The organism is Bradyrhizobium sp., from assembly GCF_049691595.1.
Classification (GTDB): domain Bacteria; phylum Pseudomonadota; class Alphaproteobacteria; order Rhizobiales; family Xanthobacteraceae; genus Bradyrhizobium.
Genome location: NZ_JBAVNZ010000427.1, coordinates 39,101 through 55,410, shown reverse-complemented (window position 1 = coordinate 55,410; position 16,310 = coordinate 39,101). Strand labels below are relative to the sequence as shown.

Below are 16,310 nucleotides of genomic sequence, written 5' to 3'. Positions count from 1 at the left end.
GCGCCGGCGCCGATCACCGTGCCGGCGCCGATCTCGACCCTCGGGCCGATCACCGCGAGCGGATCGACGATCACGCCGTCTTCCAGATGGGCTGTTGCGTCGATGATCGCTGACGGCGCGATGCCGTCATTGTCGAACCAGGACTGCGGGCGCAGCGCATCGCCATGCCACTCGCGCGCGATCTTGACGAAGGCGCGGAACGGCTGGGTGGTGCGCAGCACGGCAACATGGGCCGGCACCTGGGCTTCGAATCGCGGGCCGACGAGGCACGCGCCAGCCTTCGTCGAGGCGAGCTGACCGGCGTATTTGAGGTTGTCGAAAAACGCCAGATGCATCGGACCGGCTTCGTCGAGCGAGGCCAAACCCCTGATCTCGTGGCCGCCCCGCGACGGGTCTGCCAAATGCGCCTTGGTCAGCGCGGCCAGGTCAGCCAGCGTCGACGAAGGGGGTCTTTTGAAGAATATCGGCTGCGCCATTCCACCCGTCGCAGTCCGGCCGGCGCTCGCATCGGAGTTTCGGTTCGGATCAATCAGAACCGAGCTCTTTTTTGTTTTGACGCGTTCTCTTCACGCGACCCGGTACCGACTTCGCCTGAAAACGCTTTAAATCGCGATCCGATTCGATCGAATCGGATCATGATCCAATCTCTCTTGTTCGAGCATGATCCCTCGGGTCGAGCCCGAGGGCATGCTTTTCGGAAAACCGGTTCCCACTTTTCCGGATCATGCCCTAGAACGATGTTCCGCCGCCGAACCTGAATTGCTGCACGCGGTCAAACCTGCCCTTGGTAATCGGAACCGCATAGTCGAAGCGCAGCGGGCCGAACGGCGACGCCCAGATCAGGCCGACACCTGCCGAGGTACGGACGACCTTGCTGTCATCATATTGCAATCCGAGGCAAGTTCCAGGACTGGTCGGATTGGTCGTCGGCGCGATACAGCCGGGAACATTGACTTCGCCGGTCTGCGCCCATGACGTCGGCCCCTTATAGTCAAACAGCCCGCCGGCGTCGGCGTAGATCGAGCCCTTGAGCCCGACTTCCTTCGGCAGGAACCAGAACGGCATCTGCAATTCCGCCGAAAGGCCCCAATATTTGGTGCCGCCGAGCGCGTCGCGGGTTCCGAACGGATTGATATCGCGCGGGCCGATGCCGTTCGGGGCAAAGCCGCGGACGAGGTTCGGACCCATCTGGAAGTGGTCGAGCATCCGCAACTCGTTGTTGCCCAACTGGTTCAGAATGCCGCCCTGGGCATGGATCAATCCCACGATGTCGGAAACCAGCGGCGTATAGTATTTCGCGTCGATGGCGGACTTGATGTAGCTGACGTCGCCGCCGACGCCGGCGAAATCCTGCTTGAAATCGACCAGCAAGCCTTCGGTCGGGTTCTTGTTGTTGTCGAGCGTGTTGTAGTTCAGCGAATAGCCGAGCGCCGAGGTCAGGGTCTTGCCGCTCTGCAGCTCCTTGCGGACCGGCAGCGAAGCCTCGCCATCGCTGAAGCACCACAGGCCGGTGCCGGAAGCATCCGTAACGCCATTGATCGTTCCACCAGCAGGAACCCCGTTCAACTGCGCAAACGCCGGCGTCGGGTTGAAGGCAAGCAAACCGTTGTTCAGGTTGTTGTTGCAATTCGCCAGCGTGTTCGGCAGCTGGATCTGCTGCTGATAGATCGAATAGCGCAGCTGCAGCGCGAGATCCTCGCGCAGGCTGAAGCCCAATCGCGGGCTGAAGCCGAGCGTCTTGGTGCCATAGGAAATAAAGCTGTTGGCGAGTTGCTGGCGCTGGTACAAATCCAGCCCGAGCGCGACGCGATAGTCCAGCAAATAGGGCTCGACGAACGACAGCGAGTAGCCGCGCGCGTACTGGCCGTAGGTTACCGACGCCTTGGCGTAGAGGCCGCGGCCGAGGAAGTTGCGCTCGGAGATGCTGACTTCGGCGAGCGCGCCGTCGGTGGTCGAATAGCCGCCCGAGACCGAGAAGTCGCCGGTGGATTTCTCCTCCAGATCGACGATCAGAATCACGCGATCGCTCGAGGAGCCCGGCTCGGTCACGATCTTGACGCTCTTGAAGAAGTCGAGATTCTTCAGCCGCCGCTCGGCGCGGTCGACCAGCGCGCGGTTATAGGCGTCGCCCTCGGACAGATCGAATTCGCGCCGGATCACATAGTCGCGGGTGCGGGTATTGCCGCGGACATTGATGCGCTCGATATAGGTCCGCGGGCCTTCGTCGATCGCGAACACGATCGAAACCGTGTGGTTCTCGAAATTACGGTCGCCGCGCGGGCGCACGATCGCAAACGCATAACCGCGCCGCGACGCCTCGATCTGCATTTCCTCGACCGACTTTTCCAGCGCTTCGGCGTTGTAGAGCGAGCCTATGCCGACGCGCGAGAAGCCGCGCAGCGAGTTCGCATCGAGCGTGCCGATCGAGGACTGGAAATCGACCGTCGCGACGCGATATTGCTGGCCTTCCTCGATCTTGAAGGTGACGAGGAAACCCTTGCGCTCCGGATCGTATTCGGTCAGCGCCGCCACCACCTGCACGTCAGCAAAGCCGTGCTTGAGATAGAAGCGGCGAATCAGATCGCGGTCGGCCTCGACCCGGTCCGGATCGTAGACGTCATTGCCGCCGAGGAAGCTCAACAGGTTGGATTCGCGGGTCTTGATGACGTCCCGCAGGCGATAGGACGAATAGGCGACATTACCGATGAATTCGATCGATTTGACGCCGGTTTTCGCGCCTTCGGTGATGGTGAAGACGAGGTCGACCCGGTTGTTCGGCTGCTCGATGATTTCCGGATTGACCCGCACGTCGTAGCGGCCCGACCGCCGGTAGATCTCGGCGATGCGCTGGGCGTCCGACTGCACCATCGGACGCGACAGCGTGCCGCGCGGCTTGGACTGGATTTCCGCCGACAGCTGCTCGTCCTTGACCTTCTTGTTACCCTCGAAGGCGATGCGGCCGATCACCGGGTTTTCGACCACCACCACCACGATCCGGCCGCCGGCCTGGTTGATTCGGACGTCCTGGAACAGGCCGGTTTCGATCAGCGCCTTGAGGCCGTCGTCGATTTCGGCCTGAGACAGACGCCCGCCCGGACCGGGCTTGAAATAGGAGCGGATGGTATCGACCTCGACCCGCCGGTTGCCCTCGACGGCAATCGACGACACCGTCTGGGCAGCCGCCGGCACGGATAAAAGCCCGGCCGCCAGCGTGGCAGCCACCGGCACGGCGACCATGACCAAGGCGGCAAGCAGACCCCCCCGCACTCGCATTCCAACCATCATGCGCAACGCGCCCTTATCATTCCATCGCCGGACCGCACCCCGCAGCCCGACAGATTCTCATTCGTTGCACCGCTTGTAACCAATTTCGCCGGGGCGGCAAACCGACATCGCCATGCGATTCCATTTTCGGTCCAGGACGTTGCCCATCGGCAACGTCACAAAAAAGCCGCTTCAGGATGCCGCCAGATGCAGAATGTCGTTGTAGGTGGCGAACACCATCAGCATCAGCACCAGGCCAAGCCCGATTCGGAACCCCATCTCCTGCGCCCGCTCCGACAAAGGGCGCCCGCGGACCGACTCGATCGCATAGAACAAAAGGTGACCGCCATCCAGTAACGGCACCGGGAACAGGTTCAACAGACCGATCGAAATCGAGAGTACCGCAGCCAAGTGTATCAGGGCGGCCAGACCGATGGTGGCGACCTGACCCGAGATTTGCGCGATCCGCAGCGGACCGCCGACCTGATCGGCGGCCTCACGGCCGGCAAACACGCCGCCGATATAGGCGAGCGTCCGGTCAACCACGAACCAGGTTTCCTTGACGCCCAGCCAAAGCGCGGTCGCGGGATCGACCGGTTCGGTCAAGGTATCGCCAGGCGAGGTGGCGCGGGTAATGCCCAGGACGCCCAGCCGATGGGTGTTGCCGAACGGATCCTTCACTTCCCGAAGTTCCGGGGTGCCGCGCAACTGAACCGTGGAATCGCCACGCCTGATCGTGAAGGACAGCTGATCTCCGGCATGAGCGCCAACGATCCGCTGCATGTCCGAGAAGCTGCCGATGGCCTTGCCGTCGATCGCGGTCACGACGTCGCCAACCTGGAAACCCGCACCGGCAGCCGCACTGCCCGCTTCCACCTTGTCCACGCGCGCCGTCGTGCTTGGCTTGCCGAAGAAGGTGAACAGGCAGGTGAAAATCACCACCGCCAGGATGAAATTCGCGATCGGACCGGCCGCGACGATCGCCGCCCGCGGTCCGACCTTCTTGTGATGGAAACTGCCGGCGCGCTCTTCCGCCGTCATCGACGCCAGCGTCTCGGACGACGGCGTCGAGGCTTCAGTGTCGTCACCGAAGAATTTGACATAACCGCCGAGCGGGATGGCGGAAATCTTCCAGCGGGTGCCGTGACGGTCGTTGAAGCCAGCGAGCTCCGGCCCGAAGCCGAGCGAGAATGTCAGCACTTTCACGCCGGCCCAGCGGGCGACCAGGAAGTGACCGAGCTCATGGAAGAATACGACGATGGTCAGGACAAACAAAAAGGGAATGATGTAACCGATGAGCCCATGGCTCAACGTGTTGAAACTATGAAGAAAAAGCTCAGACATGTGATTCCCCTCGACGAAGGCCAACGGCCCCGCTCCAACCCTCTAGGATGCCTTTAAGGCAATTTGAGGCAATAGGGAGGCAGCCCTATTTCGCGCATTGTGGTCAACGGAAATCGCATCGTCCGCCGACGTCAGCGGCGCCAGATTTCCGGAGCGGATCCAGTCGTTCATGGTGGTCTCGACCAGACGCGCAATGGCGCCGAATCTGATTTGGCCTGCGATGAATGCCGCCACCGCCACCTCGTTGGCGGCGTTGTACACCGTGGTCGCGCCGCGGCCGGTGCGCAGCGCGTCGTAGGCAAGCCGCAGCGCCGGAAACCGTTCGAGGTCCGGCGCCTCGAAGGTCAATTGCCCGATCCTGGCGAGATCCAGCCTGGCCGACGGCCCGACGATGCGATCGGGCCAGCCGAGGCAATGCGCGATCGGTATGCGCATGTCCGGCGCGCCCAATTGCGCCACCACCGAACGATCCGAGAATTCGACCATGCCGTGGATGATCGACTGCGGATGCACCAGGACATCGATCTCGTCCGGCGTCAGCGCAAACAAATAAGAGGCTTCGATGACCTCGAGCCCCTTGTTCATCATCGAGGCGGAATCGATGGTGATCTTCTGGCCCATGCTCCAGTTCGGATGCTTCAGGGCCTGCGCCAGCGTCGCCTGCTCGATGTCGGCGACCGTCCAGGTCCGGAACGGTCCCCCGGACGCGGTGATGATCACGCGCACCAGTTCCTCGCGGTTTCCCGCGCCCAGCGCCTGAAACAGCGCATTATGTTCGGAATCGGCGGGCAGGACGCAGGCGCCGGCTTTCAAGGCGCGTTGCATGAAGAAATCGCCGGCGCAGACCAGGCATTCCTTGTTGGCCAGCGCCACCGTCGCGCCGCGATCCACCGCGGCCAGCGCCGGCTTCAGCCCGGCCGCGCCGCTGACCGCGGCCATCACCCAGTCCGCGGGGCGCGCGGCCGCCTCGATGATCGCGCTTTCGCCGGCGCCGCACTCGATGCCCGTCCCGGCCAGGGCTTGCTTCAACTCACCAAGGCGCGCCGGATCGGCCACCGCCGCAAATCGCGCGCCGAATTCCTTGGCGAGACTGGCCAGCGCCGACACGTTGGCATTCGCGGTCAGCGCCTCGACCTGATAGCGGTCGCGCGCGCCCCGCAGCAAATCCATGGTGCTGTCGCCGATCGAGCCGGTGGCGCCCAGCACCGTCACCGAACGCACGGCGGACGCCGCGGCCTTGTTGTTACGCAATGGAACTGCGCTCATCCCGTCACCAAACCATAAGACCGCGGCCAACGCCATCCGCGCCATGCCGAAGAAAGCCGAAAATCGCCGCCACCACGACGGCCGCGACAAATCCGTCCAGGCGATCCAGCAACCCGCCATGGCCGGGAATGATGTGGCTGGAGTCCTTGACGCCGAAACGCCGTTTCACCGCGGATTCGAACAGGTCGCCAAGCTGCGAGACCACCGAAAGCAACCCGCCCAGCAGCAGCAACGGGCCCATCTTGCCAAGATCGAACGCCGCGAAACCGGCGGCCACGGCGAGGCTCGCGGCAAAGCCGCCGATCGCCCCCGCCCAGGTCTTTTTGGGGCTGACCCGCGGCCACAATTTTGGCCCGCCGATGCCGCGGCCGGCGAAATAGCCGCCAATGTCGGTCACCCACACGATCAGCAGGACGAACATCAGGGCGACGAATCCTTTTGCTTCATCAAGCCGAACCAGCACCGAGGCGATCTCGGCCGCCGCCGCATAGCAAAACCCCGTCGCAGTCCAGTTGCGCCGCGTTGGCGAGACCAAAACCGTGGCGATCAAGCCGGCCGCGAGGACGACGAACGAGGCGTGGATCCCGCCCAAGAGGAGGCAAAGCCCGGCGGCCGCGAGCGCGGCCACGCCGGATACGACCACGCCGCTTTCGCGCGCGGGGCTCACGATCGTCAGCCATTCCACGTAAAGGCCGATCGCGGCAAGCGTCACCAGCACGGTCCACAGCACGCCGCCGGCATAGGCGATGGCGATGGCAAGCGGCGCCAGCACGAGCGCTGCGATCACGCGCATCAGGAGATTGCGCGCGCCTGGTTCAGTCGCCGCCGGCGCGGCTTCACCCTCGGTCACGATCCGGTTTTCGCGGCCAGACCGCCGAAACGGCGCTCCCGTCTGGCATATTCGGCGATCGCGCCTTCAAGCGCGGCCTTGTCAAAATCCGGCCAGTGGATCGGCACGAACACCAGTTCGCTATAGGCCGCCTGCCACATCAGGAAGTTCGACAGCCGCTGCTCGCCGCTGGTGCGGATGATCAAATCGGGATCGGGAATGTCGGGCGCATCGAGATACTGCCCGAGCGCATCGGCGTCGATCGAGGCGGGGTCGCGTTTTCCCTGGGCCACTTCGCACGCCAGCCGTCGCGCCGCGTTGGCGATTTCCTGACGCGATCCGTAGTTGAAGGCGACGACGAGATTGAGCCTGGTGTTGCCCCTGGTCAGTTCTTCCGCTTCGTTCAGCAGCGCGCAGATGTCCGGCTCCAGCCCCTCGCGCTCGCCGATCACACGTACCCTCACCCCGTCACGGTGCAGCGTCGCCAGATCGTTGCGGATGAAACGCCTGAGCAAGCCGAACAGGTCGCCGATCTCGGTCGCGGGCCGCGACCAGTTCTCCGAGCTGAATGAAAAGATCGTCAAATAGAGGATGCCGAGTTCATGCGCGGCGCGAACGACGCGACGCAATGCCTCGACGCCGCGGCGGTGGCCTTCGGCGCGCGGCAAACCGCGCGCGGCCGCCCAGCGGCCGTTGCCGTCCATGATGATTGCCACATGCAACGGACTGCCGGCGCGATCCGGTGCTTCCGTTGCTGGGGCGGCGAGATTCGACATCGATCAATCCTTTGGCCTGTCGTTAAAGCCCATCCTCGGCCTCAGACGGTGAGGATTTCCTTTTCCTTGGCCGCGAGCAACTGATCGATCTCCGAAATCATTCCGTCGGTCGCCTTCTGCACATCATTGGCGAGGCGTTCCTGATCGTCTTCGGAAATCTCGTGGTTTTTCTCGAGTTTCTTGACGATATCGAGCCCGTCGCGGCGGACATGCCGCACGGCGACCCTGGCGGCCTCCGCATATTTGTGCGCGACCTTCACCAGTTCCTTGCGGCGCTCTTCGTTGAGTTCGGGAATCCGCAAACGAAGCACCTGCCCTTCGGTGGCCGGGCTCAGGCCGAGGTTGGAATCGACGATCGCCTTCTCCACCGCCTTGACCATGGACTTGTCCCACACCTGCACCGAAAGCAGCCGCGGCTCGGGCACGCTGATGGTCGCAAGCTGGTTGAGCGGCATATGGGAACCGTAGGCTTCGACCTGCACCGGCTCCAGCATGGACGCCGCGGCGCGTCCGGTGCGCAATCCGCCCAATTCATGCTTGAGCGCCTGGGTGGCGCCTTGCATGCGTCGCTTCAATTCGTTGATGTCAAAACCAGGCGTGGGCATAGCGCTCTCCCCTCCTTAAGATCCAGTCGCTGTCGCCGTCACCGCCGTGCGGTTCGACGCCAGCGCGTCAGCCGGCGACGACCGTGCCGTGGCCGGTTCCGCGCAAGATCGCGCCGATCGAGCCCGGCTCGGCGATCGAGAATACGATGATAGGCAGCGACGTCTCGCGGGCAAGCGCGAATGCGGTCGCGTCCATGACCTTGTAGCCGCCTTCGATCGCCTGCGAATGCGTCAGGCGGTCGAAACGCCTGGCCGAGGAGTCTTTCCTCGGATCGGCGCTGTAGACGCCGTCGACATTGGTGGCCTTCAGCACGGCTTGCGCGCCGATTTCGGCCGCGCGCAGCACCGCCGTGGTATCGGTCGTGAAGAACGGATTCCCGGTCCCGCCGCCGAGCAAAACGATCCTCCCCTCGGCGAGGTATTTGTGCGTCGCATTGCGGGTGAACAGCTCGGAAATCTCCGGCATCACGAAGGCCGACAAGGTCCGCGCCGGCGTCCCCTTGCCTTCGATGGCAGCCTCCAGCGCGAGGCAGTTCATCATGGTAGCGAGCATGCCCATGGTGTCGGCGGTCGGCCGGGACATGCCGCGGGAGGATACTTCGACGCCGCGAACGATGTTTCCCCCGCCCACCACTACCGCGACCTCGGTGCCAAGCTCAAGGGCCGCGATCAGCTCGTCGGCGATCCGGTCAACTGTCGGCCGGTCGATGCCGAAGGATTGGCTGCCTGCGAGATACTCGCCCGAGAGCTTGATCACCACGCGACGATAGACCGGCTCAGCCATTGCGAATCGCTTTCCTTATCCGACGGAAGCTTCGGCCTACGAGACGGTCGCGTTGTCTCCCGGCGGCTTCTTCTGTCCGCTGGCCGCCGCGACCTCGGCTGCGAAATCGGATTCCTGCTTGTCGATTCCCTCGCCCAGAGCATAGCGCACAAAGCCGGTAATCTTCACCGGCGCGCCGATCTTGCCCTCGGCTTCCTTGACCGCCTGGGCCACCGATTTGCCGCTGTCATGGATGAAGGCCTGCTCCAGCAGGCAGACTTCCTTGTAATAGGTCTTCAGGCCGGACTCGACGATCTTCTCGATCACGTTCTCCGGCTTGCCCTGCTGGCGGTACTTGTCGGCCAGCACGTCCTTTTCGCGCTTCACCATCGCGGGATCGAGGCCGGCCGGGTCCAGCGCCTGCGGATTGGCGGCGGCCACATGCATCGCAAGCTGGCGGCCGAGCAGTGCGAGCTCATCGGTCTTGCCGGCGGATTCCAGCGCCACGATCACGCCCATCTTGCCGGCGCCTTCGATCACGGCGTTATGGATGTAGCTCGACACCACGCCCTTGCCGACTTCCAGCAAGGCCGCGCGGCGCAGCGTCATGTTCTCGCCGATGGTCGCGATCGCGTCCGCAATCGCGGTCTCGATCGTGACACCGCCGACCTTCGCCGCCTTGATCTTTTCGACGTCGGCGCCGACCTGAAGCGCGACCTGGGCGATCATCTTGACGAGGCCCTGGAACTGCTCGTTGCGCGCGACGAAATCGGTCTCGGAATTGACCTCGACCACGACGCCCCTGGTGCCCGCGGTGACGGCGCCGATCAGCCCTTCGGCCGCGACGCGGCCCGCCTTCTTGGCAGCCTTCGACAGGCCCTTCTTGCGCAGCCAATCCTGCGCGGCCTGCATGTCACCGGCGCTCTCGGTCAGCGCAGTCTTGCAATCCATCATGCCCGCGCCGGTCGACTCGCGGAGGTCCTTGACCATCGCTGCTGTGATCGTTGCCATCGTCGAGTTTCCTTTTTACCTGTCAAGAGACCGCGGCTCTCGCGCGCGCCGCCGCCAGCGACAGGGACTGCTTCAGTCGGGGAATTGGCGCGGTGGCCGGGCGACCCGGCCACACCGAATTACCGTTATTCCGCTTCCGCGGTCATGGCCTTGGCCTGGGCGACCCAGCCATCGGCACGGCTCGGAAGTCCGACCTCCTCGCCGATGTTGTGCGCGGTGTCGTGGTCGAGTTCGGCCAGTTGCCAGTAGTGGAAGATGCCGAGGTCGTTGAACTTCTTCTCGATCGCGCCGGACACGCCGGTGAGCTTCTTGAGATCGTCGGCGGTGCCGCGCGGCCCGGCCAGGCCCTGGAAACCGGTCGGCTGCGGCGCTGCCGGAATTTCCTGGCGGAGCGGGTGCGCGGAGGCGCCGATATCGATCCCCGACTCGCCCTGCGCGCGCGAAATGCCGTCGATGACGGCGCGGGCGACCAGGTCGCAATACAGCGAAATGGCGCGGCCGGCGTCGTCATTGCCCGGCACCACATAAGTGATGCCCTTGGGGTCGGAATTGGTATCGACGATCGCGGCGACGGGAATGTTGAGCCGCCGCGCTTCCTGGATCGCGATGTCTTCCTTGTTGGTGTCGATCACGAAAATCATGTCGGGCAGACCGCCCATTTCCTTGATGCCGCCCAGCGAACGGTCGAGCTTGTCGCGCTCGCGCTGCAGCGTCAGCCGCTCCTTCTTGGTGTAGGCGCTGGCATCGCCGGAATTGAGCACCTCATCGAGGTGGCGCAGCCGCTTGATCGAACCGGAAATCGTCTTCCAGTTGGTCAGGGTGCCGCCGAGCCAGCGCGAATTGACAAAATACTGCGCCGAACGCTTGGCCGCTTCGGCGACGCCGTCCTGCGCCTGCCGCTTGGTGCCGACGAACAGGATACGGCCGCCCTTGGCGACGGTATCGCTGATCGCCTGCAACGCGCGATGCAGCAGTGGCACGGTCTGGGCGAGATCGATGATGTGGATGTTGTTGCGGGCGCCGAAGATGAATTCCGACATCTTCGGATTCCAGCGGTGCGATTGGTGGCCAAAGTGGACGCCAGCCTCTAACAGCTGACGCATAGAGAAATCGGGTAGCGCCATAGGTTCGGTTCTCCGGTTGGTTCCTCCGGAAACGTGTGAGCAAACGAGCCTTACGGCCCGGCTGCCACCGGACGGCCTTTTGAGCCATGTTTCCGTGTGAGATGGCGCGGTATATAGCCGGATTTTGACGGGAAGCAAGGAAATACGGGTGGTTTTCGGGGCTTGGGGCGGCTGAATCATTGGATTTGGTCTTGAATCGATCGGCAAATTCGGACTCGGCACGAGGACATCCATTTCGTCCGCGCCTCGTAGATCATGCTTTGACGAACCTGGAAATCTGGCTATAATCTGGCCAGAATGGCTTTCGCCGTCGTCCTTGCCCCGGAAGCCGTCGAAGACCTGGAAAGGCTCTCGGCGAACGTTCGATCGACGGTGCGGAGTGCGCTCGAAACGCATCTTCGGCACGAACCCGGGAAAGCCAGCCGGAGCCGGATCAAGCGATTGCGGGGATTGCGACGTCCGCAGTATCGACTGCGCGTCGGTGATGTGAGAGTATTTTACGATGTTTCCGACGCAATCGTCGAAATCTTGGCGATCGTATCGAAATCGGAGGCCGAGTCATGGCTCGCACAGTTCGGAAATCAGGAATGAAGGAAGTGCCGCTCTCGGAGATCAAGGATGATCTCTCGCGGTTTCTTCGCGAGGCGGAGACGCAGGAAATCGTCATCACGCGCCACGGCAAGCCGGCGGGCGTGCTCATCGGCTTCGAATCGGAAGAGGACTGGTTCGAGTACCGGCTGGAGCATGATCCCCGATTCCTGCGGCGCATCGAACAGGCACGGGACAGTTTGCGCGCCGGACACGGGGTCCGCCTGGAAGACCTCGACGCCGAATAGCCAGTTAGCCCTCTCCGCATAGCGTGCGCGCATCCACCCGCGGGACACCGGAATCAGACCGCCGCCGGCACCTCAATCAATCCAAGATGCCGCGCCATCGGGTGGAAATCGCCGTCATTGTGCAGCAACGGCCGGCGGTTTTCGATGCACCAGGTCCCAATCAGCAGGTCGATGGTCTTGCGGATGGTGATGCCACGCCTGCGCAAGACGCGAAAGTTGCGGGCCGCGGCCACGGCGATCGCGTCTCCGGCCATCGGCACGATTTCAAAGCGGCGCAGCAGGGATTCGACCTGTCGAGCCGCCCGTTCGCCGTCGAGGCCCTGCAGAACCTCGCAAAGCATCAAATCGCCGACGATAATCTCATCCGTGCCTAGTGACGCCCGCAGCGCTGAAACATGGGGCGCATGGCGACCATTGAGGAAGTCGATCCATACGCTACTGTCGACGACGATCAACCGGTTCCCCGCCCCTTGCGGCTTCGAGCGAGGTCGCCGCGCCAGCGGTATTTGCCAAACGCGGCGTCGACCTGCTGCTGTCGCCGCAATCTGATCATCAAGCGAAGCGCCTGCTCGACCGTCTGCTTTTTGGTCGCCTGCCCCGATGCCTTTTGGGCCTCAGCCATGAGCGTATCGTCGATTTCGATATTTGTGCGCACTGGCGATCTCGGGGCTATGTGTATGAATGATATTATCATACACACCCAGACCTGCAATAGAAATCCACAACGATTATCCTGCGCACAAGCTCAATTTGCCCCTACAGCGTTTGCACGTCCACCACGCCCGACACCGCCTTGATCGCGCCGGCGATCTGCGGCGAGACCTTGAAACGGCCGGGCAGTTTCATTTCGACCTCGGTCTCGAGGTCGAGCATGAGGACGAGCGAGACGTCGCCATCGCCGCCCGATGGTGCCGGCATCGGCTTGGCTGGCGGGGTGCGGGCTTGCGCGCCCGCCGCCGCTTCCGGCATGTTCAGCCGCCTGGCGATGGAATCGAGCGGTTTGGTATCGCGAACGAAGATCCGCAGACCCTTCTGGGTCTTGGCCGCGGCGGCATCGAGCGGCTCGGCATGCAGCACCCGGGCGCGGACGTCCTCGCCCTGCAGTTCGGCGCCGAGCTGCAACAATACCGCGGCGCCAGGCTCCAGCACGTCGCGATATTGCGCGAGGCCCTCGGAGAACAGCACCGCTTCGAAATGGCCGGTGGGATCTGACAGGCCCATGATGCCCATCTTGTTGCCGGTCTTGGTCCGCCGCTCCATGCGCGACACCACGGTCGCCGCGACCTTGCCCGCGGTCGCACCGGTTTTGACGGCGCGCGAAAACTCCGCCCAGGATTGCACCCGCAGCCGCTTCAGCACACCGGCGTAATCGTCGAGCGGATGGCCGGACAGGAAGAAGCCGATGGCGTCGTATTCGCGGCGCAGCCGCTCGGCCGGCAGCCACGGTTCGACCTGCGGCAGCATGATGGTCGGCGCGTCGGGCGCGCCGCCGAACATGTCGTTCTGCCCGATGGTCGCCGCCTCATGGCTGCGCTGGCAGGCCGCGAGAATCGCCTCCGCGCCCGCGAACACCCGCGCGCGGTTGGAATCGATGGTGTCGAAGGCGCCGGCGGCGGCGAGACTTTCGACGATGCGCTTGTTGATCGCGCGCGGACTGACGCGCGCGGCGAAATCGGCCAGCGAGGTGAACGCCCCGTCGCGCCGCTTCTCGACGATCAATTCGACCGCCTGCGGGCCGACGCCCTTCAGCGCGGCCAGCGCGTAATGGATGGTGCCGTCGCTGACCTCGAACGTCGCACCCGAGCGATTGATGTTGGGCGCCTCGACCTTGATGGCGAGCCGCTGCGCCTCGGCGCGGAATTCGGAGAGCTTGTCGGTGTTGTTGAGGTCGAGCGTCATCGACGCCGCCAGAAACTCCACCGGATAATGCGCCTTCATGTAGGCGGTGTGATACGAGACCAGCGCATAGGCCGCCGCATGGCTCTTGTTGAAGCCGTAGTCGGCGAATTTCGCCAGCAGTTCGAAGATGGTTTCCGCCTGCCCTTTCGGTACGTTGTTGCTGACCGCGCCCGCGACGAAGCGCTCGCGCTGCTGCTCCATCTCGGCGCGGATCTTCTTGCCCATCGCGCGGCGCAACAGGTCGGCTTCGCCGAGCGAGTAGCCGGCCATCACCTGGGCGATCTGCATCACCTGTTCCTGGTAGATGATGACGCCGAAGGTCTCTTTCAGGATCGGCTCCAGCAAGGGATGCAGATATTCCGGCTCCTCGTCGCCATGCTTGCGCGCGCAATAGGTCGGAATGTTCGCCATCGGACCGGGACGATAGAGCGCCACCAGCGCGATGATGTCCTCGAAGCGGTCCGGGCGCATGTCGACCAGCGCGCGGCGCATGCCCTGGCTTTCCACCTGGAACACGCCGACCACATCGCCCCTCGCCAGCATCTGGTAGCTCTTGGCGTCGTCGAGCGGCAAGGTCGCCAGATCGACCTCGACGCCGCGCTGCCTGAGCAGCTTGACGGCGACATCGAGCACCGTCAGCGTCTTCAGGCCGAGGAAGTCGAATTTTACCAGTCCCGCCGGCTCGACCCATTTCATGTTGAACTGGGTCACCGGCATGTCGGATTTTGGATCGCGGTAGAGCGGCACCAGCTCGCTCAAGGGCCGGTCGGCGATCACGATGCCGGCGGCATGGGTCGATGCGTGCCGGGTCAGGCCTTCGAGGCGTTGCGCGATGTCGAAGGCACGCGCCACCACCGCGTCCTCGTCGCGGAACGCCTGCAGTTTGGGTTCGCTTGCGATCGCCGCCGCCAGCGTCACCGGCGCGGCGGGATTCTGCGGCACCAGTTTTGTGAGCTTGTCGACCTGCCCATAGGGCATCTGCAGCACGCGCCCGACGTCGCGCAGCACGCCCCGCGCCTGCAGGGTGCCGAAGGTGATGATCTGCGCCACCTGGTCGCGGCCGTAACGCTGCTGCACGTAATCGATCACCTCGCCGCGGCGGTCCTGGCAAAAGTCGATATCGAAATCCGGCATCGACACGCGCTCGGGATTGAGGAAGCGCTCGAACAGGAGACCGAACCGGATCGGATCGAGATCGGTAATGGTCAGGGCATAGGCGACCAGCGACCCGGCGCCGGAGCCGCGCCCCGGCCCGACTGGAATGCCCTCCGACTTCGCGTGCTTGATGAAATCGGCGACGATCAGGAAGTAGCCCGCATAGTTCATGCGGGTGATGACATCGAGCTCGAAGGCAAGCCGCGCGCGATAGTCTTCCTCGGTCGTGCCTGGCGAGAGCCCGTGCACCCTGAGGCGATGGCTCAGGCCCTCCCCGGCCTGGCGGCGCAATTCCGCGGCCTCCTCGCTTTCAGCGTCGGCCGCATGGCTGCCCGCGCCGACCGTGAACCGCGGCAGGATCGGCTTGCGCGTGAGCGGCCGGAACGAACAGCGCTCGGCGATCTCCACGCTCGAGGCCAGCGCTTCCGGGATGTCGGCGAACAGCACCGCCATCTCGGCGCGGGTCTTGAAGCGGTGATCGGGCGTCAGTTGATCGCGATCGGTCTCGGCCACCAGGCGCCCGCCGGCGATGCACAACAGCGCATCGTGGGCTTCGTAATCGTCGCTGGTTGCAAAATAAGGCTCGTTGGTCGCGACCAGCGGCAATCCCCTGGCAAAGGCCAGATCGATCAGGCCGGCTTCGGTGCGGCGTTCCTTCTCGACGCCATGGCGCTGCAATTCGACATAGAGGCGGTCGCCGAACAGGCCGGCCAGCCGGTCGCAGCGCGCTGCTGCAAGAGCTGTATGATCGGCGTTGAGCGCCAGCGCGACCGGCCCGTCGGGACCGCCGGTCAGCGCGATCAGATCCTCGGTTTCACCAGCCAGCCATTCGAACTTGACGTGCGGCGATTGATGCACCGGCGTTTCGAGAAACGCCCGCGAATTCAGCCGCATCAGGCTGCGATAGCCGCGCTCGCGCGCCGCCAGCAGCACGATTCGCGAAGGCCCGGCGGAAAGCGCATTGCGTGCATTGGGGTCGATGTCGCCGAAATCCACCGCCAGTTCGCAGCCGACGATCGGCTGGATGCCGTAGCCCGCCATTTTGTCGGAGAATTCCAGCGCCCCGAACATGTTGTCGGTATCGGTCAAAGCCAGCGCCGGCTGGCGGTCCGCTTTTGCGAGTTCGCCGAGCTTGGCGATCTTGATCGAGCCTTTCAGCAGCGAATAGGCCGAATGAACGTGGAGATGAACGAATCCGGCACTGGACATGGTCGCTGAAGGATCTCTGCATCGGGGGTGGGCGCAATCGTCGGGCCCTGGTACCTTCCAGATCCGACTCGCCGCGCTATGGTGATGCCTGAGGCGCGCCGAGTCCACGCGCGACAGCCAATTAGCGTGCGCCGTCCCGCTTATCCCCAGCGGCCATGATTCGTCGGTTCCGGCCCGCCAAAATCAGAGCTGCGGGATCAGTTGCGCCCAGACCGCGATCATCCCGACA

The 16,310-nt window shown here is 63.9% G+C and carries 15 protein-coding genes; 2 read left to right on the top strand and 13 right to left on the bottom strand.

The features are described from left to right. The 10 genes from WCE35_RS18225 to WCE35_RS18180 form a co-directional block, all read right to left on the bottom strand. Positions 1-476: LpxD N-terminal domain-containing protein (locus tag WCE35_RS18225; RefSeq protein WP_424594723.1), on the bottom strand; the 476-nt coding region annotated here is incomplete at its 3' end. Between the two features lie 253 nt (positions 477-729). After that, entirely contained in the window at positions 730-3,285 is a 2,556-nt protein-coding gene (gene bamA / locus WCE35_RS18220; RefSeq protein ID WP_424594722.1) for an outer membrane protein assembly factor BamA, read from the bottom strand. A gap of 171 nt (positions 3,286-3,456) precedes the next feature. Beyond that, positions 3,457-4,608 (bottom strand): M50 family metallopeptidase, encoded by a 1,152-nt coding sequence (locus WCE35_RS18215; RefSeq protein ID WP_424594721.1) that lies wholly within the window; start codon positions 4,606-4,608, stop codon positions 3,457-3,459. Positions 4,609-4,650: 42 nt separating this feature from the next. Then, positions 4,651-5,874, bottom strand: a complete 1,224-nt coding sequence (gene dxr, locus WCE35_RS18210; protein WP_424594720.1) for a 1-deoxy-D-xylulose-5-phosphate reductoisomerase — start codon at positions 5,872-5,874, stop codon at positions 4,651-4,653. A 4-nt stretch (positions 5,875-5,878) separates the two neighbouring features. Next, positions 5,879-6,724: a phosphatidate cytidylyltransferase gene (locus WCE35_RS18205; RefSeq protein WP_424594719.1), complete on the bottom strand. Its 846-nt coding sequence runs from the start codon at positions 6,722-6,724 to the stop codon at positions 5,879-5,881. Continuing rightward, on the bottom strand, positions 6,721-7,479 hold the full coding sequence (locus tag WCE35_RS18200) for an isoprenyl transferase (protein ID WP_424594718.1): 759 nt from the start codon (positions 7,477-7,479) through the stop codon (positions 6,721-6,723). The genes WCE35_RS18205 and WCE35_RS18200 overlap by 4 nt, the downstream gene beginning before the upstream one ends. 41 nt (positions 7,480-7,520) lie before the next feature. Continuing rightward, positions 7,521-8,084, bottom strand: a complete 564-nt coding sequence (gene frr / locus WCE35_RS18195) for a ribosome recycling factor (RefSeq protein ID WP_424594717.1) — start codon at positions 8,082-8,084, stop codon at positions 7,521-7,523. Between the two features lie 67 nt (positions 8,085-8,151). Continuing rightward, positions 8,152-8,868, bottom strand: coding sequence for a UMP kinase (gene pyrH, locus WCE35_RS18190; protein WP_424594716.1), 717 nt, complete (start codon positions 8,866-8,868; stop codon positions 8,152-8,154). A gap of 36 nt (positions 8,869-8,904) precedes the next feature. Next, entirely contained in the window at positions 8,905-9,858 is a 954-nt protein-coding gene (tsf, locus tag WCE35_RS18185; protein ID WP_424594715.1) for a translation elongation factor Ts, read from the bottom strand. A gap of 125 nt (positions 9,859-9,983) precedes the next feature. Beyond that, the gene (locus tag WCE35_RS18180; protein ID WP_424594714.1) at positions 9,984-10,982 is read right to left on the bottom strand and encodes a 30S ribosomal protein S2; all 999 of its coding nucleotides are present in this window, start codon (positions 10,980-10,982) and stop codon (positions 9,984-9,986) included. Positions 10,983-11,279: 297 nt separating this feature from the next. On the opposite strand from WCE35_RS18180, the gene WCE35_RS18175 reads away from it, so the two are divergent. Together WCE35_RS18175 and WCE35_RS18170 are read left to right on the top strand one after the other, a co-directional pair. Continuing rightward, the gene (locus WCE35_RS18175; protein WP_424594713.1) at positions 11,280-11,573 is read left to right on the top strand and encodes a type II toxin-antitoxin system RelE family toxin; all 294 of its coding nucleotides are present in this window, start codon (positions 11,280-11,282) and stop codon (positions 11,571-11,573) included. Beyond that, positions 11,570-11,818, top strand: a complete 249-nt coding sequence (locus WCE35_RS18170; RefSeq protein ID WP_424594712.1) for a type II toxin-antitoxin system Phd/YefM family antitoxin — start codon at positions 11,570-11,572, stop codon at positions 11,816-11,818. Before WCE35_RS18175 ends, WCE35_RS18170 begins: the two co-directional genes overlap by 4 nt. A 53-nt stretch (positions 11,819-11,871) precedes the next feature. On the opposite strand, the gene vapC is transcribed toward WCE35_RS18170, so the two are convergent. The 3 genes from vapC to dnaE form a co-directional block, all read right to left on the bottom strand. Beyond that, complete coding sequence (gene vapC, locus WCE35_RS18165) at positions 11,872-12,273, bottom strand: type II toxin-antitoxin system VapC family toxin (protein ID WP_424594711.1); 402 nt, start codon at positions 12,271-12,273, stop codon at positions 11,872-11,874. Beyond that, entirely contained in the window at positions 12,270-12,512 is a 243-nt protein-coding gene (locus tag WCE35_RS18160; RefSeq protein ID WP_424594724.1) for a type II toxin-antitoxin system VapB family antitoxin, read from the bottom strand. Before WCE35_RS18160 ends, vapC begins: the two co-directional genes overlap by 4 nt. A gap of 62 nt (positions 12,513-12,574) precedes the next feature. Further along, positions 12,575-16,081 carry a DNA polymerase III subunit alpha gene (gene dnaE, locus WCE35_RS18155; protein WP_424594710.1) on the bottom strand — a complete coding sequence of 1,169 codons (3,507 nt, stop codon included), beginning with the start codon at positions 16,079-16,081 and terminating at the stop codon, positions 12,575-12,577. Positions 16,082-16,310 lie beyond the last annotated feature (229 nt).